Origin of the sequence: Wolbachia endosymbiont (group B) of Scrobipalpa ocellatella (genome assembly GCF_964188425.1) — a bacterium.
GTDB lineage: Bacteria > Pseudomonadota > Alphaproteobacteria > Rickettsiales > Anaplasmataceae > Wolbachia.
Map to the genome: position 1 here is coordinate 148,849 of NZ_OZ077190.1, position 22,731 is coordinate 171,579.

A 22,731-nucleotide genomic window follows, 5' to 3' on the forward strand; every position below is an offset into this window, starting at 1 on the left:
TCATACTTATATGCTAATATTAATATTATTAAAATTGAAGAATATTATGGAACAACAAGCATCAAACAAAGAGAAAGGGATTGAATTTAGATATAATCAATGTAATCAGAAATGCCATTCCTACAAAACAAAACGGACAGACCAAGAATGCCTAGATAAATGCTATGAGAAGTACGTTTCTAAACTTTATCCACAAATTAGTGAGAAATTATTAGCTAGTGAAAACAATCTCTATGATGAAAGCGAAAAATTATTGCTTATAGCAAATGAAATACACAATCAAGATGCAATGTTTTTTTAATCACAAAAGAAACACTTATTTCAATATTTGAAGAGATGTTAGCTTTTTAGATATATTCTGACTTATTGAATAATTCTTTAAATTGGTAAAATACTGTTTCTTTTCCTCTATTTCTTTTTCACTATTCTTTCCACATATCGCTTCTGTTTTTATCTCTGGTTGTTTCTCTTGATTGAGAGAGCCCTTCTTTTCAAAATAATTATCTGTGAATTCTAAAAAGAGTGAAATCAGCTCAGGAAGATTGTATTTGTGTTCACTTGATGAGCACAATTCTGTAATCGAAGAAAAGTGAATATCATCTGCCTTAATAGGTAGTAACGATAGAAACTTATTCCAGCATTTTTTCATTATTCCAACTTCAGGTTCAAGGTTTTTTATTTTAGCTAAGTTGGCATGCTCCATAAAAAACTCTTTATATTGCTCAAAACCTTCAAAAGTTTCTTTTTTTTGGTAGTTTTTTTTCCTATGACTTTTTTCTATGTCAGCAATTTTAGTACCTATATTTGCCTGCTTACTAATAAAGCCATCGTTCTCTAAGTTAAAACAAATTGTGTATGGAGTAATGTCGTTTACTATTGTGTGTGGCTTAAAGTGCCAACCAAAGCATTTGAGTATGAATTTTATTATAGGAGGAAATAGCCATTTAGGTTTTGATATGTGTAGTAATTTCACTACAAGTTTTTTGAATGAGCTAAAGGATTTATTGATAATGCATCTTAAATGAATATTTTCATCTTTTTTAAACTTTTTATAAACCTCCGCAGCTATTGGTCCTCCAGCACAGCTTCCATACAGTACTATATTGTCTGGGTGAATGCCTTGCTTTAGAAGATCTGAAATGACTCCAATTCCTGCATTTACTCGATTTCGACCGTTTAAAGAATGGCCTTTGCTTTTTCCAGAACCAGGAAAATTAATAAGGTGAACATCCATACCTGCTTCAGCTGCCCAATTCCATTCACTTTTGTCTTCATTTGGCTCTTTTTCAAAAGTATATGTAAGCCCTGGAAAGTAAACTATATGCTTTTTCTTTCTGCTATCTGCACTGCTCTTCGAGTTTGACATCACTATCTTTTGAATTCGCATTCCATTTTGAACTTCTACGAACTCTTCCCTAATTTTTATTGTATTTTCTTCTGTTACTTTCATTTTGCGTTTTTCACTATATTGATTTAATAATACATGAAATTTTAGAAAAAATCAATTTTACTAAAAAATTAACTTATAGCGTATCTATCTTTATATTTATTGGAATTAAAGTAGTAGTGAGAAATGCCTCTTGACATTTGATAAACCTAAACGTAGCCTAAAACAATTTACTGTTTATTTATGACATTTGTTCAATTACTTAATAATCAATTAGATAGTTTACACTTATTAAAACACCCATTTTACGAGTCATGGAATGAAGGTAGCTTAAGCCTGCAGGCTCTGCAAACCTACGCTAAGGAATATTATCACCATGTTGCTGCTTTTCCTCGTTATATCAGCGGTATACATTCCTTGTGTCCGAATTTGAAAATGCGGCAAGTTTTACTTGGTAATTTAATAGAGGAAGAACAAGGCGACGAGAATCACCCAGAATTATGGCAGCGTTTTGCTGAAGGACTGGGAGTAGCACGTTCAGAACTTTGTGAAAATGCACAAATTAAGGAGACACGAGAATTAGTTGATGGTTATTTTGACATTGTAAAATCAGATTTTGCAGCAGGTCTTGGAGCTCTGTACGCTTATGAACGTCAAACTCCAGAGGTTTCTAAGTCTAAAATTGAAGGTCTGAAAAAACACTATTCAATAAATGATGAGCGTTCTCTCAAATTTTTTACCGTTCATATGGAAGCTGATGAGTGGCATTCTGAAGAATGTGCAAACCTTATTGCAGATTTAAACGAAGAAGAGCAAGAGAAAGTTATGCAAGGCGCTGAAAAAGGAGCAAAACTCTTATGGGGTTTTCTTGATGGCATGATGAATGTTGATGTTTGTCATTAATTATAAGTAGATACTAAATTCAGTGGTAGCATGTAATCTTCTTATATCTGATTTACGGCTTTGGGTTCATTTGGGATGTAGTGCAGAAGAGAAGTCTTCTCCCCAATTGGTGAGTATTGACGTTGATTTCACTTTTAAATCTCCTCCTTCAGGGCTTACAACTGATCAACTTAAAGATACTATCTGCTATTTGGAAGTAGTGCAAAATATTCAATCTCTTGTTCAGGGCAAGCAATTTAATTTAATCGAGCATTTAACTCATGAGATATACAGAGCCATTAATAACCTTTTGCTGCGAAAGAAGCATATTATTTCTTCTGTCAGGGTGACTACTCACAAAATCGCACCACCAGTTCCTGGTGTGCATGGGGGCGTTTTTTTTACTTACTGTAATGAATTGCAAGAATGATCTATATTTCTATTGGATCAAATATAGGGAATCGCCTTTCCCATTTACAAAGAGCTACTGAGTTACTAAAGAAGCGCTATTTAAAAGGCTTAAAGTCTTCGATCATTCTAGAAACTGAGGCTATTTTACCAAATGGTGCTCCACCTGAGTGGAATAAGCCATTTCTTAACATGATTGTCTATGGAAGTTGTTCTTCTTCTCCTGAGGAGCTACTAAAAGGCTTAAAACAAATCGAATGTGATATTGGTCGTCCACAAGTCTACGAAAAATGGGCACCTCGTGTTATTGATTTAGATATTTTGTTATGGGATGATCTAACGCTTGATACACCTGACCTTAAAATTCCTCATCCAGAATTGGTACACAGACCATTTTTGCTCCACTTGATGGCAATGGTTAACAAAACTTTTGCTTTCAATGTTCAAGAATGTTTTTCAAAGAGTTTTACGCTTTCACCAAAGCTTATGGGTATCGTCAATATTACCCCTGATTCATTTTCAGATGGTGGTCTTTATTATGATGCGAATCGAGCAACCAAGCAGGCATTGCAGTTGGTATCAGATGGTGCAAGCATAGTTGATCTTGGAGCTCAATCAACAAGGCCTGGAGCTTCAATAAAGACGCCAGAGGAAGAGTATGAACGTCTAAAACCAGTACTTGATAATCTTAGCGACTATATGAAAAATGGTGATATTGAAGTCAGCATTGATAGTTTTTGGCCAGACATTATTTTAAACGTTTTGAAGCACTACAATATTGCCTGGGTAAATGATCAGAAGGGAGATCTGAGTAGTAATACCTTAAAAGAAGTTGCTAGCAGTGGGTGTAGTGTCGTTATTATGCATTCACTTTCGATACCACCACATAAGGAAAATATTATTCCACATGACACTGACCCAATTGATATCATAAATAATTGGGCAGAGAAGAGCATTAACAAACTACTTGACCTTGGTTTTGATGAAAATTCAATAATTATTGATCCTGGTATTGGTTTTGGCAAATCTATGTATCAGAATATTCAGATTTTACGCAGTATAGAAACTTTACAAAATTTTGGCTGCAAGGTTTTAGTTGGCCATTCCAGAAAGTCATTTATTTCCTCTTTTTCCATAGAATCTCCCTCTAATAGAGATTTAGAAACAATTGCTACATCTGCTATACTGCACAATAAGGTTGATTTCCTTAGAGTGCATAATGTGCGTGATCATATGCGATTTTTTGTAGCCCAAGCTGCCTTACAGGGATGAAGATTATTGGAATTATGGCTGTTGACCCTAATGGGGTAATTGGAATAAATAATGATTTGCCCTGGCGTTATCCAAGTGAATTCAAACATTTTTGTCAAGTAACCGACAAGCAAGTTATTGTGATGGGAAGAAAGACATTTGAAACCGTGCCTCAGAGCATACTAAAGAATCGTACACCTATTGTTTTCTCCCGTAACAAGTGTTTTAATAGAGGTCCAAAATGTACTGTTGTCTCTTCCATGCAAGAATTTCTGTCAATTCAAAGTAGTTCTCAAGTCTTTGTGATTGGTGGGGCACAAATAGCACACCTTTTTTTAGAGCATAACCTAATCTCAGAATTTATTATAACTGAAATTCACAAGCCCTATAAGGGTGATACATACCTCAATTTAGCATTTTTTGATGGATGGAATAAAACTATTCTCGTCAGAACAGAAGACTATACTATATTCAATTGTATCCGTTCGGCAGAGTAGTAAAATAAGGTAGGCGAGAAAAGACAACTATCAGTGCATGACACTGGCTCCTTTATGATGGTCAGTGCCCAGAAACTGGCATCCAGTTAAATTTATGGATCTCAGTGTTAGCTACTTAAATAACAGGGGAGAGCTACTAAATGACATCTTCAATTTCTGTACAGCTACATCGCAAGAAAGGAAGCACTGGCTTTCACATTAGCAAATTCCCTGAATAGATGCATACAATTTAATGCATAATGAAGTGTGACCTTAGCCAAAAAAAAAGCAGCAAAAAAGTTAACGCGTTCTAGACGTAACTTTACTAAGTACCATTTCTCTTAATTCTTCAGTCAGTGTGCCACTATCCAAAACACTGTTATGAGGATCATCTCCATATATACACAGATCATCACGAATCTTGATCGGATTACCATTTAATAATCGATCATCTCTCATTGCATTTGCCAACTGTGCAGGAAGTGGTATTAATTTGTCTCTTGCGTGATTAATAATTACTATTGGCGTTTTTTCATTTTGTGACTTTTGTAAATTATCTACTATATCAAAGTCTAAATCGAAGGCTTTTAGTATTCTTTTTAGTAGGAATGAGGGCAGTATACTCAAAATTTTCGTCTGAGGTATTGGAAAATGCTCTATTGCTGTATGAAAAGAACTAAAAGTGCTAGTGAAGACAATTCCTCCAAGTTTAACATCTCTATTCGCAAAATGCCTTGATACTTCTGATGCAACTGCTCCTCCAAAAGAATGACCGAAAAGTATAATATTTTCGGGTTTTACACCTTGATTTATTAGTTGATTAATTTTCTCTATTGAAGACTTGAATAAGTTTTGATTCTTATTTAGAAACGGAATCATGAGTAGCAATATAGATAAAAAAACACAAGCTGAAGCTGATAAGACTGCCAATCCAGCTGTTCTAGCTGTTATTGGATTAGTGAGCAGTATGACAGTAGGTGGCAATATTGATGCTAGTAAGCATACGAAGCTGGTTAAGGCATAAGTTATATAATTTTGAAATGCAGCCGGGTATTTGTGTGCATGAGTGTGAAAATTAGGTATATCATGGTGGTGCATGAGCTCAGATTGCATATCTTTACAGAATGTAGTTGCATTTTTATAATTATCCCCTAACCCATGAAAGAATATAAGATGTATTTCTTTTTCTTTAGTGTTAGGCATTATTTTCACTATTAAATATTTTCAATTATATACTATTCTTATAATTTTGTTGAGCTTTTTCTATGTTAACTAGTGAACCGGCAATCTTAAAATGCTTGCAAGATCTACTTACATCAAGGTGCATGAGTTTTTTTTGTATCCGTTCATCAGAGTAGTAAAATAAGAAAAAGAGAAAAGACAACTAAATGAATTTCATCCGAGTAGCTGACACTGACATCTATATAAAGACAATCTAATGCACTCATTTAAAGTGAAGTTTTCTGGATCCCAGTGTCTAGGCACTGGGATGACAAGAAAAGAGTTGACTTGAATGACACCGAATAGGTACTGGGACAGAGGCTACTTGAATAATATTTCACCATGTCATTCCAGCACTTGATGCTGGAATCCAGAAGTGTTTTGAGCACAAAAGTCATGCTAAGTTTTTGTTGTTAAGAAAGGCTGGATAGCTACTTGAATGACACCATTTGTTACTGTGTTTTTGTCTATCTTATTTTGCTACCCTACTGAACGAATACACAAAATCTAACTTTTTTCTATACAACCAGCTAGGTCAAGAAAGGTGAATCTATCTCTTGTTGCAAATGTAAGATTGACTACCTTGCAATATTGCTCTTTGTTCCAATTAAGATGCTCCGGTAAGTACGGAATTGATAGATCTTCAAATACTTTCTGCAGGTGTTTTGCAGATAGTAAATTTTGCTTAATTAAACTAGAAATATTACTCCATTCTTTGTAAATAATCTCTTGAATTTTTTGCTGCATAATTTGCTTCTGCTTTAGAATTTTTATAAATTCGGTATTACCAAAGCACTGAGTTATATGTTTTACATCTAAAGTGATCGGTTTGGTAATCGGGTTTTGTATTGACAATATCTCCTCTTGCAAGTTAGCCATAGTAATCGTCGTAACAGCAATTTTTTCGCCATGTAACGAGGAGGAATAATCTTTTGTTACCGTCTCCATTGCATGAGCTATCATATGTTCTCCTTGGCTTGCAGAGTAGCTGCCTTTTGACATCACCATTCCAAGTCCTGAAATCAATAAGGCTTCCATAAGTAATAAAACTACTCTTTTATCTTTTTTAGCAAGTGCCAAGTGTTCTCTGAGCAAAATTTCCTCCAGATTGCGAACAAGTTTAAAGGGGAGTTCATTATATTCTGTGCCAAGTAATAGATGAGATAATAGCCAATCGGCTTGTACTGTTGAACGGCAGATGAAATCTGCAAATCCACTTAATGTGAGGCGTGGTGGTGCGTTGGCAATTATATCGTTATCAATGTATATTGCCTTTGGAAGATGTGCTCCGAACGATTTTTTATATCCATCAACTAATATTGAAGCGTTTGCAGAGCTATACCCATTCATGGAAGCGGCTGTTGGGAACGATATATAATCTTTTTTCTCGAGGTAGCTTGCATATTTGCAGATATCATTAACAGTGCCACTACCAAATGCAACCATTAAGTCACTATCTTTTGCTTTATTTCTAACTAGGTTTACAGTTTGGAGGGAAGCAGCGCTGTTCAGTCTATTTGGTGTCATCCAAGTAGCGTGACACTGCGATCCATCATAGTCACGCGCTGGAATGACAGTTGTGGCTGGAATAATTAAATGAGAAACTTTATTAAGTATGTTTTTGTTTAAAAGTTTTGCTGTATTTTCATCTGCAATCAGAAAAATGTCATTTCCATATTGTCTACATATTTCATAGATATTATCAGCAACTTCCCTAATAAGAACTTGTTCTGTGTGCTGTAATATTTGTTTTAAATATCGCATAGAATGTTTACAATACGGTAATGTTAGTATTTCAAGATTGATATGAAGATTGACCCTGTAGAACTAACTAAGAAATTAATTTCTTTTAAAAGTATAACACCAAAAGACGATGGGGCAATAGAGCATATAGCAGCCATTCTCAAGAAAAGTGGTTTTGAATGTGAGATTTTAGAGTTTGGTGATAAAGTTAAAAATCTTTATGCGAAATATATAAATGGAGTACCAAACTTGTGTTTTGCTGGACATGTTGATGTTGTACCACCAGGTGAGTTAAAAGATTGGATATCTGATCCATTTAAGCCAGAAGTTAGAAATGGAATGCTATACGGAAGAGGAGCAGCTGATATGAAAGGCGGAGTAGCTGCATTTATTGCTGCTATCGTAGATTCAGTTGCAGGTAAGTTTCGATTCAGTGGTTCAATCAGTGCATTGATTACCGGTGCTGAAGAAAGCACGGAAGAACATGGAACAAAGGCCGTTTTGGAATGGATGAAAAGTAAGCAAAAAAAGATAGATTTTTGTATAGTTGGAGAACCAACGAGTAGTGAGAAATTAGGTGATACCATAAAAATAGGTAGAAGAGGTTCTGCAACATTTAAATTGATTTGCCATGGTAAACAAGGGCACGTTGCCTACCCAGATCTAGCAGATAATCCAATATATAAAATGGTATCGATACTAAGTAAGATAAAAGATACCACTTTTGATACTGGTAATAAATACTTTCAGCCTTCACATTGCGAAATTACTACTATCGACGTTGGAAATAATACTAATAATCTAATACCTAGTTCAATAGCAGCAGGTTTTAATGTTCGATATAACAATACACAAACACCGGACGTTTTATATAAGATGATTGATGCAATATGCACCAATGTGACTAACGATTATAAACTGTCTATGCAGAGCAGCAGGGACGTTTTTCTCTCTACTCCTGATAGAAATACTGATATTATGCTTGATGCGATAAATAAAATTACCGGTATTGATGCTGTGCTGAGTACAAATGGTGGCACATCTGATGCTGCGTTTATTAAAGATATTTGTCCAGTAATTGAATTTGGTATGATCAACAAAACCGCACATCAGGTAAATGAATGCGTATCAATAGACGATATACATAAATTAACAGCTATATATAAGGAGTTTATAAAAAATTATTTTTACCCCACTAATAAAATATTAAACCAAATCAATGTAATTGGTAATACGCCTGATGGTCCATTATTAGCTTGAGGTGCAGTTGCATAGAGAAGAAACTTACTAGACACATTTTACCAACCCCTTATTATAATATTAAGGGTATTTTTGACTCAAAACTTGTCTTTGATCTGTGCGAGCTTAATAACAAAAATTCAGTAGAAAGCTTATTGGCGAAAATTATCTGTTCAGCAGAGTGACAAAATAAGATAGACAAAAAGGGTGTAAGAACAAATAGTGTCATGCAACACTGGCTTTTGTACACAAAACGTTGTAAAGCGCTTTTGTCAACCTGGATCCCAGCTCGGATAACAAGAAAAGAAGCACTGGTTTCACATAGATCTGAACAGATATAATTTCTTAAACATTTATAGCTCACATAAAACCCGGTCTGACTGTCATAAAGGCTACTCATTGCAGCAGACAACTTTCGCACTACTTCAAATTCTAATTTTCAACTTAAAGAGGTACGTAATGTCAAATAACTTCAATTTCAAAGAATTTTTTCACCATCACGAAGCAAATAGCACTTTAGATGATATACAAAGGTACTGCATACTGTGGCAATCAGTGATATCACAGGCAATGATTGATGCAGCAAGTAACTGTAAAAAAACAGAAAGCTTGGTAGAGAAACGTAAAGCAATTTCCTGGCTATCAGACTTCAGTCAAGATTTTGTTGAAACATGTATACTGGCTGATTGCGATCCATTATACGTAAAAAACAAAATACAGCCAATTCTAAAAAAGATAAAGCCCTTTTAATGAGGTTTACCCCTCTCACCAAGAAAAATATCATTTAATCTTTTTTCTATAGCTTCATCTATATCTTGGATTAATAGCTGCTTTATCATATTCACTTTCCGTTCTGCCTCTTGAAGATTATTGTTACCGTAACTGTTCTTATTACTATAACCATAACTACTGCCATTTGGTTTATTACTCATTTTTCTTCTTGTGCTGAGTATCTGAACTATCTTCTCCTTGAAAAAAGACTTCCAGCCTGTGCCAGAAAATAATTTGTAGAGAAAATGCGGAGTAAGAAACGCTACTAATATTCTAATAGAAACTCCATAACCCAAATCATCTCTATTTTCATAATACCATTTTAAATATTGATACAAATGGTAAAATGCATTTTTGAAAGAGCTAAACTCTACAGCATACCAAAAGCCACTGGTGAGAAACATGAGCATAATGCTCGATGTATAAAGATACAGAGTGAAAAGAAATAGCTTGACAACTATATCTTTCAAGCTGCCCAGTATATAATTAAATAACCTTAATTTATAAAAAAGTGATATCATTTCACGCACACTTTAATAAAGCTGGGGTGGAAGGATTCGAACCTTCGCGTGGCGGTATCAAAAACCGCTGCCTTACCACTTGGCTACACCCCAATATTGTTTATATCAATAACATTATTAACCCAATTAGTAAAAGATTTATTCGCTTTTCCTATGGGTATTATCACAACGGCTGGTTGATCATAAGAATGCATTGCCTCGATTTTTTCTACAATCTTATCAGTCTGATCATTCCTGCTCTTCATAATTGCCACTATTTCACAATTACTATTAATTTTACCTTCCCATAAATACAGAGAATTTACTTCGGGAAATATATTTACACATGCAATTAACTTCTCGTTTAACAATTCTTCAGAAATAGTCTTAGCCTCTTTCAGGTTTGAAAAAGTTATATAGACTAAAACTAAGTTGCTCATTAATCGCTACATAAATGCATTTTTACTATACTCTACTTAGATTTATTCATCAAGAGAAAATAGGAGAGACCTCTTCAGTGCTTGACACATAGAAATTGAAGATGTCATTTAGTAGCTCTCCCCTTGTCATCCCAGTAGTTCTCCTCTTGTCATGCAAGTAGCTATCCAGCCTTTCTTAACAACAAAAACTTAGCATGACTTTTGTGCTCAAAAAACTTCTGGATTCCAGCATCAAGTGCTGGAATGACATGGTGAAATATTATTCAAGTAGCCTCTGTCCCAGTGCCTATTCGGTGTCATTCAAGTCAACTCTTTTCATCCCAGTGCCTAGACACTGGGATCCAGAAAACTTCACTTTAAATGAGTGCATTAGATTGTCTTTATATAGATGTCAGTGTCAGCTACTCGGATGAAATTCATTTAGTTGTCTTTTCTCATCTACCTTACCACTTTCTTGAACGGATACCATTAGCCATTCCCCTGAATAGATACAACAAATGTTGTATCTTTATCACTTCACATACATTATTCCATATACTATATGAACAACTGAAAAAAGACTTCAGTTAATTGACAATGAATCACGTTATTTTGTCAAATGCGCTGCTATCGCCAAACCATAGCTTAGCTTGAGTGGCTGAGGAGGGATTTGAACCCCCGACCAAGAGATTATGATCCTCCTGCTCTACCACTGAGCTACTCAGCCTCATTAAAAACCTTGCTATATATATGATCTACATGCTTCGTATAATACTTCAAATCAAACAAAGATTCAAGTTTTTTAGAGTTAATAACTTCAAGTAAGGATTTATCTTGTTTCAGTTCGGCCAGAAAATCACTATTGTTTTGTTTCACTTTCATTGCATTGCTCTGAACAATTTTATACGCCTCTTCCCTCGCCAAACCACTATTTACCAACTCGAGTAATACTCGTTGTGAAAAAACCAAGCCTTTTGAAGAATTTAAGTTCTTTTCAATATTTTCCTTATTGATCACCAATTTATCTATCAAATCTGTTAATCGTACTAAAGCAAAATCCATTGCTATACAAGCATCAGGAGCAATGCACCTTTCCACAGACGAGTGCGATATATCTCGTTCGTGCCATAATGCAACATTTTCTAATGCAGGAAAAACGTAGCTGCGTACTAAGCGTGAGAGCCCAGTCAAATTCTCACTTAAAATAGGATTACACTTATGCGGCATAGCAGAACTTCCCTTCTGTCCAGTGGAAAAATATTCAGAGATTTCGCCGACTTCAGTTCTTTGCAAATGACGAATCTCAATTGCAATATTTTCTATTGAGCTTGCAATTACTCCCAAAATTGAAAAGAACATGGCATGTCTATCACGAGGGATGACTTGAGACGATATGGTTTCAGGTATGAGTCCCATTTCTTTCGCTACATACTCTTCAACAAATGGATTAATATTTGTAAAATTACCTACTGCACCTGATATTTTACAAATTGAGATCTCTTTTTGCGCGCTAATTAATCTCTGATAATTGCGTTTAAATTCAGCATAAAATCTAGCAAATTTTAATCCAAGAGTTATTGGTTCTGCATGCATTCCATGACTGCGCCCAACACAAACAATATCTTTATAGTCCTCAGCTTTTTTTTTCAATACTATAAGTAAATTTTTTAGATTCTTGAGTAAAATATCACATGACTCTTTCAACTGCACTGCAAAGCATGTATCTAAAACATCAGAACTTGTCATTCCGTAATGGAGATAACGAACATCAACTCCCGCTTTTTCAGCAATATATGTCAAAAAGGCTATAACATCATGTTTTACAATGGATTCAATTTCGTTAATACGCTCAATATCAAATTCAATAGCACCAGAGAGCTTTTCAGCAACATCATTTGGAATAACTTTTAATTTTGCTTGAGCTTCACATGCTAATTTTTCTATTTTGAGCCATATGTTGAACTTATTTTTTTCTTCCCAAATAGAAGAGATTTCTTTGCGGCTATAGCGTGGAATCATTTTTGATTTATTCCAATAATGGTGTCATTCCAGTGTCATGCACTGGAATGACATGAGGGGAGCACTGGGATGATACCAGCCTAGCAATGGAAGACATTTCTTTACGACTATAACAAGGGATCATCTTTGATCAGCTATCATCAGCATCAGCAGCTTCTTTACTCGCATCTTGCTCTGCCTCTTGTTGCTCAGATTTCTGATTTTGCAACTTTGCTTGCCTTAATTCATGTGCATCTTTCTCAGATCTGACAACGTATATAGTAATTGGCACTATCACTTTACTATGTAATTCTATATTCACTTGATACTCGCCCAAATTTTTGATGCTTATTCCACCCAAAGATAAACTATGATGACTTATATCATATCCTTCTTGTAATAAAGTTTTTGCAATTTCACGTGTGGTTACAGAGCCAAAAATCTTTCCATCCTCTGAAGCTTGCTTTATTAATATAATAAATTTATCATGCAGTGATGATGCAAGCACTTTTGCTGCATTTAATTTTTTGGTATTTTCTTCTTCCAATAATAAACGCTGTTCCTCTAACTTTATTAAATTTTCCTTAGTGGCTTTCATCGCCTTTTTTTGTGGAAAAAGAAAATTACGTGCATAACCTGGCTTAACTTTGACAACTTCACCAAGCTTACCTAAAGTTGTTATATTTTCCTTTAAAATTATTAACATAAATTACCTAACTTTTTTAGTACAGTAAGGAGCAAGAGCTAAAAAGCGTGCTCTTATAATTGCTAAGCGCAACTTTCTTTGTTTTCTTGCGCACACACCTGTTAACCTTCTAGGTAATATTCTACCATAGTCAGAGGTGAATTTGGACAATAAATCTATATTCTTATAGTCTATGTCCTCATCTTTAGATGCAGCAAGAGGACAGACCTTAGGACGCCTAAAGCCAGTTCTGTTATTTACAGACACGTAAGAATTATTAAAACTATTTCGTCTTTTCATCATTATGCACTTTTCTCCTCAATTTGTTTATCCATCATGTAAGATTTACCTTTAAAAAACTCATTAACCCGTACAGACAAGTGGCGAATAATATTCTCATTCAGTTTTACTCTACGCTCAAATTCATCCATAATGCTTGAAGTAAAACTTATACACATCATACAGTAATGACCACTTTTCATCTTATTTATTGGGTATGCAAAATCCAATAGACCCCAATATTCATATTTTATCAATCCTGAAGCTTCAATATTTTTCAAAAGCACTTCCAGCGTTTTATTCAATTGATTTGAGTCTACTATTTTAAAACTTTTTAAAACCTCTTGAAGGGGCTTTATTAGATGTTGTGAAATATTTTCCTTAAAAGCATTTACTACATTATAGATAAATGCACTTTTAGTGTTAGCTCCTGGAAGGTCCATAAAATTTTGTTTTATTCCCGTATCACTTAGTTCATTTTTCAATTCTTTATCGATTCTTGACTTTATTTCTTTTAAATTTGAAAAATCTTCTTCCAATTCAACCCACAAAATTTTTGTCAGAGTTTCCAAAAAATCAGAGTAAACAATCAGACTTTTTTTAATGCTTTCGGTACTTGCCTCTAGCTCTTGTTTTATAACTGTGCTATGTTCTCTTTCTATGAGACCTTTAACCTCCTGAGAAATAACATCTGCTTTAATATTTTTCAACAAAATAGCCAATTCTTGGACCATTTCTTCTACTTCTTGCTGCAATAAGTTCGGTTGTGCTATAAAAGTAAATTCATAGAGATTCACTATATCTTCCTTTAATATCAATTAAACACTTTAATTATATAAAACTTTTTTATATAAGCAAGTTATTTGTATTAATTTCTACGTCTTCAATCCAACTTAAGTGAGATATTTCATAAATAGCTTTGGGGGTGATTGAATATGTACCTGGCAACAAGATGCTGACTTTATGTTTTTCGAGAAGAAACTTTAGCATTATTTTGGTTTTGCCTCCATTTTTCAACACTGCATTCAACTCCTCAGCAACTTTTTGCGAGTCTGAACATACAGCAGTTAAAACTAATCCTTTCATTAGAGAAGTAACCTTTTCTGTAAATTCAGATATGTCCTTTCCTGATAGTCTCGTTGTGTTTTCTGAAATTTCAAGATCAATTATCACAAATGCTCCAGGTGAAAATAGATTCCTTTTTTCTTCTATTATTTCATTATTGTAGAATGCTATTTCAGAAACATTGTGGGGATCAGAAAGTGTTAGTATAACAAATCTTCCACGTTCTGAGGTTCTCATACGCACATTTAATATTACACCAGCAGTTTTTATCGTTTTACTCTCTCCGATAAACCCAATATTTAATTTTTTCAAGAGAGTTCTAAACTTTTCAAGTGGATGATTAGTTAAGTAAAATCCCAATGAAAATAACTCATGCTCTAATTTTTCCTCTTCATTAAAATCTTCCACGTTCTCAAGTTTTGGCTTCAGAATATCAAGATTACCAAATAAAGCAGCTTGATTTGACTGCCTATTTTTATTTGCAAAGTAAATCAATGTGTCTATTGACTCGTATAACTGCTTTCTATTTTTGTGCACACTATCGAATGTTCCAGATTTAATTAAACTTTCTAATGCCCTTTTATTTATTATATGCCCCAAATTTTGAATGAATTCCCATATGTCCTTATAAGAACTTGAGCGTGCATTTACTATTCCTTCTGCTATAGCAAAACCAACATTACGCAAAGCAGCAATTCCGTAGCGTATGTGCTCACCCTCTATTGAAAATTCAGCCTTAGATTTGCTGATATCAGGCGAAAGAACAGCAACTCCACTGAATTTTGCAGCATGATAAAACAAATTCAGTTTGTCTCTATCATCAATGTTGAGATTCATCAAGGCCGTAAAAAATTCTAGCGGGTAGTTAGCCTTAAGGTAAGCTGTTTGGTAAGATATAATCGCATATGCTGCAGCGTGGGATTTATTAAATCCATAACCAGCAAATTTTGCAACAAGATCAAAAATATAACTTGCCCTGTCGTAATCAACACCGTTTTTTGTTGCTCCTTGAACAAAAAGTTCACGTTGTTTATCCATCTCTGCCTTAATTTTCTTACCCATGGCACGTCTGAGTAAATCCGCCTCTGCTAAGCTATATCCAGAGAGAATACGCGCTATTTCCATTACCTGTTCTTGGTAGATTATTACTCCGAATGTTTCTTTTAACACCTCCTCAAGCAATGGATGAATGTAATCTGGCTTTTCAAGTCCATGCTTTCTTGCAACATAAGTTGGAATGTTATCCATAGGCCCTGGGCGATAAAGAGAAATTAAAGCGATGATATCTTCAATGCAGTCTGGCTTTAGTTTTATTAAAGCTTCTCTCATTCCCGAACTTTCAAGCTGAAACACTCCGATTGAATCACCTCTTGAGAGCATTTCATAGGTTCTTTGATCAATCAAAGAAACTGAGGAAATATCAAATTTTTTTTTATCACGATTAATTAAACGACATACATGATCTATTAGTGTTAGCGTACCAAGTCCAAGAAAATCAAATTTTATTAACCCAGCTTTCTCTACATATTTCATGCTGTATTGAGTGATTGGCAGAGCCGAATTTGGATCATAATAGACGGGAACAAAATTTTCTAATTTTTGATCGCATATTACAATTCCAGCAGCATGAGTTGAAACGTGACGATATATTCCTTCGAGCTTTAGAGATATATCAAGAAGTTTGGCAATTACTTCATCACTATCCCTTTCTTTCTGAAGATTTTGATCAAACTCTATCGCTTGCGATAAAGTTACAGGATTTACTGGATTAAATGGAACCATTTTAGATATTTTATCCACTTGAGAGTAAGGCATTTGCAATACTCTACCAACATCACGCAATACTGCCCTTGCTTGCAATTTTCCAAAAGTGATTATTTGAGCAACATAACCGTACTTTTTCTGAACATAATCAATAACCAGGTCCCTTTTCTCTTGGCAGAAATCGATATCAAAGTCAGGCATCGATACACGATCAGGATTTAAAAATCTTTCAAAGATCAGACCAAATTTTATTGGATCAAGATCTGTAATCTGCAAGCTCCAAGCAACAATTGATCCAGCACCAGAACCTCTTCCCGGTCCAACTGGAATGCCATTTGCTTTGCTCCAACGAATAAAATCAGAAACTATCAAAAAGTAGCCAGCGTAGTTCATCGAAGTTATTACGCTTAGTTCGTAATTCAGCCGATCGTAGTATTGTTTAAGGTCTATGTCCGTTTCATTTGCAATGCGGAATTCTAATCCTGCAACTGCCTGCTCCCTCAGTTCTTCATTCTCAGTTTTATTTTCTCGACAAGGAAATTTAGGCAAGATAGGCTGCCTGCTTCTTGGCATGTAAGAGCACCGCTTAGCTATCACTAAAGTGTTATAAATTGCTTCGGGAATGTCGCTGAACAGTTCCTCCATTTCTGCCACAGATTTGAAGTAATGCTCGGTAGTTAACTTCTTTCTGTTATTCTCCAGGGCATAACTGCCCTCCGATATGCACGTTAATATATCATAAGCTTCATAATCAGATCTATTTGAAAAAAACACATCATTCGTTGCCACTAGTGGTATATTGCGCTGATAAGCAAAATCTATTAAAGCTTCTTCAAGCTCTAGCTCTTTATTCAGCCCATGACGCTGCAATTCAACATATAAATGACCATCGAATGCTGAAAGCAGTTTTTCAACCGTTTCTTTGTCTTGCTCCAATAACAGTTGAGCCAAACATCCACCAGTTAAGGCGATTAGACCTGTATTAAAACTTAATAGCTCATCAAAATCAACGTAGGGAATATCGCTGCTATTTTTGCGCTTTTTAAAAGACTCACTCACCAAAGTGACTAAATTAGTGTACCCTTGTTCATTTTTTGCAAGTAGGAGTATTGATAAATTTTGTTCTAAGTGTCGAACGATAATATTGCATCCTACTATTAGCTGTATTCCCTTATTTGCTGCATATTCTGCAAATTCAAGTGAGCCAAATAAGTTGCCTGAATCAGTAACTGCAACTGCCGGCATTTTGTTCTGCAAACAAAGACCAATCAGCTCCTCAATTTTAACCGAACTCTCAAGCAGAGAATAAACGCTATGAACACGTAAGTGTATGAACATAAAAAATTTTAGATTAGCAATAGTTAAGGATAACATTAATTTACTTATAAGGATATGCAATAGAGTCAACTTGACAAACCTCATCAGTCTTCTTATCATGACAATAAGAGTATTTATCCTTATTTTTAATCTCTGCAGATTTAACAACAAAAATTCAGTAAAAAACTCAGGTATATATTGGCAGATTACATAAAATTATAGCGGCTGCATGTCTTTTTTATTTTTTCTACATTCAGCCAAAACGCGCTTTAAATAAGCGTTAGCACATTATTACAATGCCGATTTACATTATTATAGGGTTAAAACTCACTACTGGGGGATTCTTTTGCCTTTTTTTGCTTGGTAAATTTCTTAATATTTTTGATTGGTTAGGAGTTCTATAGAGATGTCATTTCAGTGCTTCTTATTACCTGTTCTGGATCCCAGTGTCAGCTACTTGGATGACACTGAAGGGGTTACTCGAATGACAAGAATAAGGAGTACTGGGATGACAAGAAAGCACTGGTTTCATATGCACCTGATAAAAAAGATGATGTCATGCAAGTAGCTGACACTGGCATCCAGTTTTTTTGTGCAATTCCGTCAAAAAAAGCGCTTTCGTGTTTACCAACTTAGTTAGATTCCAGTGTCAAGCTACTCGGATGACACCAAAGAGGCTATTTGAATCTAATTTACTATTCACAATCCCGGTTATTAGCTTATTTGAGTTGACTTTTCATCATAATTATGTAATAATTAAACATATTGTTTAATATTGAAGGTAGAATTATGACAGGAGGATATGAGTCACTGGAAAAAGTACTAAAGACGATTGAGGCTGAGAAAGATTTAAATCTCAATAATATAATTGAGAAAATAAAAACAGAACTAGAGGAACATGATCAAGGTCTATATAAAAATTGGGAGGAAGGTAAATTTGATGTAAATTATGTATTTTCTCTCTTCTTCTGTGAGTGTACGTTATTAACGATAGCTGCTGAGAATGGTTACACAAATATAGTAAATGTTTTACTAGAAAAAGAAGTAGTTGTTGATGAGAGAGATCATTCGGGTAATACTGTTTTGCATTTAGCTGCTAAGAATGGTCACGTAGATGTAGTAAAGGTTTTACTCGAAAAAGGAGCAAATGTTGATGAGAAAGGTTGGCGTGATGCGACTCCTTTGCATTTCGCTGCTAGGAATGGTCACGCAAGTGTAGTAGAGGTTTTACTCAAAGCAGAAGCAAATGTTAATGCAGTAGATATTGAAGGGTGGACTCCTTTACATTTCGCTGCTCTTCATGGTCGAGCAAATATAGTAGAGGTTTTACTCAAAGAAGAAGAAGCAAATGTTAATGCAGTAAATAGTGAAAGGAGGACTCCTTTACATTTCGCTGCTGGGAATGGTCACAAAAAGACAGTAGAGGTTTTACTCAAAGAAGAAGAAGCAAATGTTAATGCAGTAGATATTGAAGGGTGGACTGTTTTGCATTTAGCTGCTAAGAATGGTTACGTAGATGTAGTAAAGGTTTTACTCGAAAAAGGAGCAAATGTTAATGAGAAAGGTTGGCGTGATGCGACTCCTTTGCATTTCGCTGCTAGGAATGGTCACGCAAGTGTAGTAGAGGTTTTACTCAAAGCAGAAGCAAATATTAACGCAGTAGATCGATATGGAAAGACTCCTTTAGATTATGCTGAAGGTTATGCTAAGAATCAAGACGTAGTAAAAGCTCTATTAGACGCAAGAGGAGGTTCTTTTGTGAAAGCACGTAATAAGGCAATGATTGCTGGTGGAGTGAATACATTATTAGGCACTGCTATAGCAGTGGCACTTTTTACAACTGGAACAATTACAGCTCAGTTGATACCTATCGTTATAGCAGTGGTTGCAGTTACAGCAGCAGCACTGGTAGTTGGTTGTGCTACATATGAATTACTAAAGCCTAGTACTAAAGTTGATGGAGCAGAAAAACCAATTGTCAACTCAATAAATGAACAGCAGAGAGTTACTAGCATTTCTTCATATTAGAGCGCGTGACGCAGGTTCCTGGATCCCAGTACTGGGATGACAATGAAGGGGCTGCTTGAATAACAACGAAGGGTTATTTGGATAATAGCCGTACTTGATCTGGATCCCAGTGTCTAGGAACTGGGATGACAAGGGGGGATACTAGGATGACAACGAAGGTGCTGGAATGAAAGGAGTGTGAGATAAAGCTACTTGTATAACTGTTGCACATCCATAAACTCTTTCTCGTCTTGCATGCTGATGATAGTGTGAGTGTTGAGAGGTAAAGGGTCATTTCTATGTCCATGTCCTACCCCTTTTATTGTAAATACTGGAAAGTTAACACTTTTTGCAAACCTTTCTTTTACAATTTCAACAAGATTATCATTATAACAGTTAACAAAGTCACCGAATATTACTGCATCTACTCCATCAAAAATATGAGCTTGTTTTAGGTGATCTAGACTTCGCTCAATTGAATATGGATAAACTTTTATGTCTTCTAAAAATAGAATTTTGTTTTTTGCGTTTATTTGCCAAGCAGTTCCTATGCTATTTTCAACCAAAGTCATATTACCACCGATGATTTTAGACTCTAATTTGCCATTTTTTAGTCTAATGCCATTGTCGATCATTTTTAGGTTATCAAATCTGATAGAGTTGCGTTGCTTAAGAATTAACTCTTTTAATTTTTCAACAGAGGTTTCAGCAACAGAGTTATTTACTATCATTTCCAACATGGTACCGTGAAGAGTTTGCCAGTCATATTTAACTTGCAGATAAATATGTAAAGCAGTGATATCACTATAGCCTATAAGAATTTTTTTGTTTTGAGCAATTCTTTCTTTTTTATCATTGGGTAACTTTTCTAGATAGGGAATTAGCCGAGAAGCCCCTTCTCCTCCTCTGATACACCAAATTATTTTGCTATCATCAGTGAGCGCATTAACCAAATCATTCGCTCTAAACTCATCAGAGTTAGAATAAAATGGGTTGTCATTACTGTATATTTTCTCCGAAATGTGAGGATTAAAACCCAAAGTTTTTACGGATTCTTTTATAGTGGGCAGATCCGATTCTTTTCCCTTCGAAGAAGGAGCAATAATATCAACTTGATTTGCAGGATTAGTGAGTAAAAGGCATAGAAAATAAAGAATAAAGGAATACATTAAAATATCTTATGAAACTCTTGCTTTAATATATCATCTAATTCGCAAAGAGAAACTTTTACTCCTAGTTTTTCCATTGATGTAACGCCGTAATCTTTTAGTCCACAAGGAATAATACCCTCATAGTGGGAAAGGTTTGGAGAGACATTAAGCGCTATGCCGTGATAAGTTACCCATTTTCTCAAGCGAATGCCAAAAGCTGCTATTTTTTCTTCTACTCCGTTGTTGTTCACCCAAATGCCTATTCTATCTTCCTTAAATTCCCCAAGTATATTAAAGTGTTTTAAAACATTTATGATCCAATTACTTAGGTCTCTGATATATAGTTTTATGTCACATTTGTTTCTTTTTTTAAGATTTAGCATTAAATATATAATGCGCTGCCCTGGTCCGTGATATGTATATTTACCACCCCTACCTGTTTTATATATAGGAAATAATTTTTCAATAATGTCATCATCTGTTGCACCGATTCCTGCTGTGTAAAGTGGAGGGTGCTGGAGCAGCCATACTAGCTCATCAGACAAATTATTGTAAATTTGTTGAATTTTTGCTTCCATGAATTTTATAGCATGGTTATAATCAGTAAATTGGTTAGAGATTAGCCATTCTGTCATGTTCTATTTCTTTAGGTCTATCAATGTCATTCCAGCGCTTGACACTGGAATCCAGAAATTTAATTGTAGATAGCACACTGAACTGGTGAGCATAGTTGCTTTACGCTAAAAGGAACGTATTTGACTAAATTGTATAAAAAGATGGATCCTAGTGTCAAGCTACTTGGATGACAAATATGGGCTACTTGAATGGCACTATCGCAAACGAACTAGTGTCAGCTACTCAGATGATATCATTCTTGTAACACCAATTGATATAATTCAACTATAATTTTAATCTTTTAACAAATTTAATTTTTCAGGAGGCACATATGAATTTTAACATTTTTCAAAGAAAGAAAAGCAGTGAATACTCTGCTTTGCAACTAATGATGGAACCAAGTTGGAGTAGGCGTGATTATGTAAGTTTTGCTGAGGAAGGTTACATAAAAAATGTTATTGCCTTTCGAGCAATTAATATGATCGCAAGTGCTGCATCTTCGGTACCTTTTATTCTCTGCCAGCTTACTGACCAGGGAAAATCACAACTAAAAGCACATCCGTTACTGAAGTTACTTTATTCTCCTAATCCAATGACATCAAAATCAGAATTTATTGAGGGGATTGTAACTTATCGGTTAGTTAACGGCAATTCTTATATATTGATGATTGAGCTGCAGAACAAACCAACAGAGCTTTATCTTCTGCGCCCTGATAGAGTTGAAATTGTTCCGGGGAGAAGTAACGTTCCTTATGCCTATCGTTATACCGTAAATAACAACAGTTATGACTTTAAAGTTGATAAATTGACTGGGCGTTCAACAGTACTGCATCTTAAAACCTTTAACCCTTTGAATGATTGGTATGGACTTTCACCAATTGAGGCAGCTGCATATAGTATAGATCAGCATAATCAGGCTGGTGCTTGGAATCAGGCAATGCTGCAAAATGGAGCAAGACCAAGTGGTGCAATAGTTGTGAAATCAGAAAAGGATGGAAGCGTTGGAAACTTAAGTCAAGAGCAGTACCAACGCTTAAAAGCGCAGATAAATGATCATTACTCAGGTCCTGTCAACGCTGGAAGACCGATATTACTTGAAGGAGGTTTAGAGTGGAAGGAAATGAGCTTATCACCGAGGGATATGGATTTTATTGAGTCAAAACATAGCTCAGCTCGTGATATTGCGCTAGCTTTTGGCGTTCCGCCGCAGTTGCTTGGCATACCGGGTGATAACACTTACAGTAATTTAGTTGAAGCACGTCTTTCCCTTTGGGAACAGACGATTTTACCAACGCTAGAAAATATTATCTGTCACCTGAATTCTTGGCTAGTGCCCAAGTTTGGCAAAGATTTATGTTTGTCATATGATAAAGACGCGATAGAAATTCTAATGGAGAAAAGACAAAAGATGTGGAAATACGTGCAAAACGCAAGCTTCATGACGCTCAATGAAAAAAGAGAAGCTTTTGGCTTGCAACCGTTACCCGGTGGTGATAAGTTGAATTGATGTTTATATAGTATAGATATTTATACTAAGCTGTAAGAAATTAGAG

Annotated in this window: 21 protein-coding genes and 2 tRNA genes; 9 read left to right on the forward strand and 14 right to left on the reverse strand. The window is 35.1% G+C overall.

What is annotated here, in order from left to right; all coding sequences use genetic code 11:
* Positions 1-10: 10 nt before the first annotated feature.
* Positions 11-301 carry a hypothetical protein gene (locus AB3210_RS00695; protein WP_012481886.1) on the forward strand — a complete coding sequence of 97 codons (291 nt, stop codon included), beginning with the start codon at positions 11-13 and terminating at the stop codon, positions 299-301.
* A gap of 15 nt (positions 302-316) precedes the next feature.
* Here AB3210_RS00695 and AB3210_RS00700 read toward each other — a convergent pair whose 3' ends face one another.
* Positions 317-1,450 carry an alpha/beta hydrolase gene (locus AB3210_RS00700; protein ID WP_052264773.1) on the reverse strand — a complete coding sequence of 378 codons (1,134 nt, stop codon included), beginning with the start codon at positions 1,448-1,450 and terminating at the stop codon, positions 317-319.
* Between the two features lie 180 nt (positions 1,451-1,630).
* On the opposite strand from AB3210_RS00700, the gene AB3210_RS00705 reads away from it, so the two are divergent.
* Genes AB3210_RS00705 through AB3210_RS00720 form a run of 4 tightly spaced genes read left to right on the forward strand, consistent with a single transcriptional unit; the run spans position 1,631 to position 4,425 of the window.
* Positions 1,631-2,290, forward strand: a complete 660-nt coding sequence (locus tag AB3210_RS00705) for a CADD family putative folate metabolism protein (RefSeq protein WP_052264774.1) — start codon at positions 1,631-1,633, stop codon at positions 2,288-2,290.
* A gap of 22 nt (positions 2,291-2,312) precedes the next feature.
* Positions 2,313-2,699: a dihydroneopterin aldolase gene (locus AB3210_RS00710; protein ID WP_052264775.1), complete on the forward strand. Its 387-nt coding sequence runs from the start codon at positions 2,313-2,315 to the stop codon at positions 2,697-2,699.
* Positions 2,696-3,949: a dihydropteroate synthase gene (gene folP / locus AB3210_RS00715; protein ID WP_052264776.1), complete on the forward strand. Its 1,254-nt coding sequence runs from the start codon at positions 2,696-2,698 to the stop codon at positions 3,947-3,949. Before AB3210_RS00710 ends, folP begins: the two co-directional genes overlap by 4 nt.
* A complete protein-coding gene (locus AB3210_RS00720; RefSeq protein ID WP_052264777.1) occupies positions 3,946-4,425 on the forward strand; it encodes a dihydrofolate reductase in 480 nt (159 codons plus the stop codon). Before folP ends, AB3210_RS00720 begins: the two co-directional genes overlap by 4 nt.
* A 279-nt stretch (positions 4,426-4,704) precedes the next feature.
* On the opposite strand, the gene AB3210_RS00725 is transcribed toward AB3210_RS00720, so the two are convergent.
* Both AB3210_RS00725 and AB3210_RS00735 read right to left on the reverse strand, forming a co-directional pair.
* Positions 4,705-5,607: an alpha/beta hydrolase gene (locus tag AB3210_RS00725; RefSeq protein WP_230608984.1), complete on the reverse strand. Its 903-nt coding sequence runs from the start codon at positions 5,605-5,607 to the stop codon at positions 4,705-4,707.
* Positions 5,608-6,132: 525 nt separating this feature from the next.
* Positions 6,133-7,389 carry an iron-containing alcohol dehydrogenase gene (locus AB3210_RS00735; protein ID WP_052264778.1) on the reverse strand — a complete coding sequence of 419 codons (1,257 nt, stop codon included), beginning with the start codon at positions 7,387-7,389 and terminating at the stop codon, positions 6,133-6,135.
* A gap of 42 nt (positions 7,390-7,431) precedes the next feature.
* On the opposite strand from AB3210_RS00735, the gene dapE reads away from it, so the two are divergent.
* Positions 7,432-8,628: a succinyl-diaminopimelate desuccinylase gene (dapE, locus tag AB3210_RS00740; protein ID WP_019236715.1), complete on the forward strand. Its 1,197-nt coding sequence runs from the start codon at positions 7,432-7,434 to the stop codon at positions 8,626-8,628.
* A gap of 438 nt (positions 8,629-9,066) precedes the next feature.
* Positions 9,067-9,357: a hypothetical protein gene (locus AB3210_RS00745; protein WP_007301973.1), complete on the forward strand. Its 291-nt coding sequence runs from the start codon at positions 9,067-9,069 to the stop codon at positions 9,355-9,357.
* Here AB3210_RS00745 and AB3210_RS00750 read toward each other — a convergent pair.
* The 9 genes from AB3210_RS00750 to dnaE form a co-directional block, all read right to left on the reverse strand.
* On the reverse strand, positions 9,354-9,899 hold the full coding sequence (locus tag AB3210_RS00750; protein ID WP_015587954.1) for a hypothetical protein: 546 nt from the start codon (positions 9,897-9,899) through the stop codon (positions 9,354-9,356). The genes AB3210_RS00745 and AB3210_RS00750 overlap by 4 nt on opposite strands.
* A gap of 21 nt (positions 9,900-9,920) precedes the next feature.
* A tRNA-Gln gene (locus tag AB3210_RS00755) sits at positions 9,921-9,992 on the reverse strand.
* Positions 9,983-10,318, reverse strand: coding sequence for a divalent-cation tolerance protein CutA (gene cutA / locus AB3210_RS00760; RefSeq protein WP_082241857.1), 336 nt, complete (start codon positions 10,316-10,318; stop codon positions 9,983-9,985). Before cutA ends, AB3210_RS00755 begins: the two co-directional genes overlap by 10 nt.
* A 634-nt stretch (positions 10,319-10,952) precedes the next feature.
* Positions 10,953-11,024: transfer RNA gene (locus AB3210_RS00770), tRNA-Met, on the reverse strand.
* On the reverse strand, positions 11,015-12,316 hold the full coding sequence (gene purB / locus AB3210_RS00775) for an adenylosuccinate lyase (RefSeq protein WP_007302075.1): 1,302 nt from the start codon (positions 12,314-12,316) through the stop codon (positions 11,015-11,017). Before purB ends, AB3210_RS00770 begins: the two co-directional genes overlap by 10 nt.
* Positions 12,317-12,446: 130 nt before the next feature.
* Positions 12,447-13,001, reverse strand: coding sequence for a 50S ribosomal protein L9 (gene rplI / locus AB3210_RS00780; protein WP_007302077.1), 555 nt, complete (start codon positions 12,999-13,001; stop codon positions 12,447-12,449).
* A gap of 3 nt (positions 13,002-13,004) precedes the next feature.
* Positions 13,005-13,283 (reverse strand): 30S ribosomal protein S18, encoded by a 279-nt coding sequence (gene rpsR, locus AB3210_RS00785; RefSeq protein ID WP_015587948.1) that lies wholly within the window; start codon positions 13,281-13,283, stop codon positions 13,005-13,007.
* Positions 13,283-14,056, reverse strand: a complete 774-nt coding sequence (gene rpsF / locus AB3210_RS00790) for a 30S ribosomal protein S6 (protein WP_052264806.1) — start codon at positions 14,054-14,056, stop codon at positions 13,283-13,285. Before rpsF ends, rpsR begins: the two co-directional genes overlap by 1 nt.
* Before the next feature lie 49 nt (positions 14,057-14,105).
* The gene (gene dnaE / locus AB3210_RS00795; RefSeq protein ID WP_096097239.1) at positions 14,106-17,426 is read right to left on the reverse strand and encodes a DNA polymerase III subunit alpha; all 3,321 of its coding nucleotides are present in this window, start codon (positions 17,424-17,426) and stop codon (positions 14,106-14,108) included.
* 768 nt (positions 17,427-18,194) lie between these two features.
* Here dnaE and AB3210_RS00800 point away from each other — a divergent pair.
* Positions 18,195-19,433, forward strand: coding sequence for an ankyrin repeat domain-containing protein (locus AB3210_RS00800; RefSeq protein ID WP_265013673.1), 1,239 nt, complete (start codon positions 18,195-18,197; stop codon positions 19,431-19,433).
* A 188-nt stretch (positions 19,434-19,621) separates the two neighbouring features.
* Here AB3210_RS00800 and AB3210_RS00805 read toward each other — a convergent pair whose 3' ends face one another.
* Together AB3210_RS00805 and lipB are read right to left on the reverse strand one after the other, a co-directional pair.
* Complete coding sequence (locus AB3210_RS00805) at positions 19,622-20,581, reverse strand: LD-carboxypeptidase (RefSeq protein WP_052264793.1); 960 nt, start codon at positions 20,579-20,581, stop codon at positions 19,622-19,624.
* On the reverse strand, positions 20,581-21,198 hold the full coding sequence (gene lipB / locus AB3210_RS00810) for a lipoyl(octanoyl) transferase LipB (protein ID WP_052264792.1): 618 nt from the start codon (positions 21,196-21,198) through the stop codon (positions 20,581-20,583). Before lipB ends, AB3210_RS00805 begins: the two co-directional genes overlap by 1 nt.
* 311 nt (positions 21,199-21,509) lie before the next feature.
* Here lipB and AB3210_RS00815 point away from each other — a divergent pair, with 311 nt between their 5' ends.
* Complete coding sequence (locus AB3210_RS00815; RefSeq protein WP_007302071.1) at positions 21,510-22,685, forward strand: phage portal protein; 1,176 nt, start codon at positions 21,510-21,512, stop codon at positions 22,683-22,685.
* Positions 22,686-22,731: the final 46 nt, after the last annotated feature.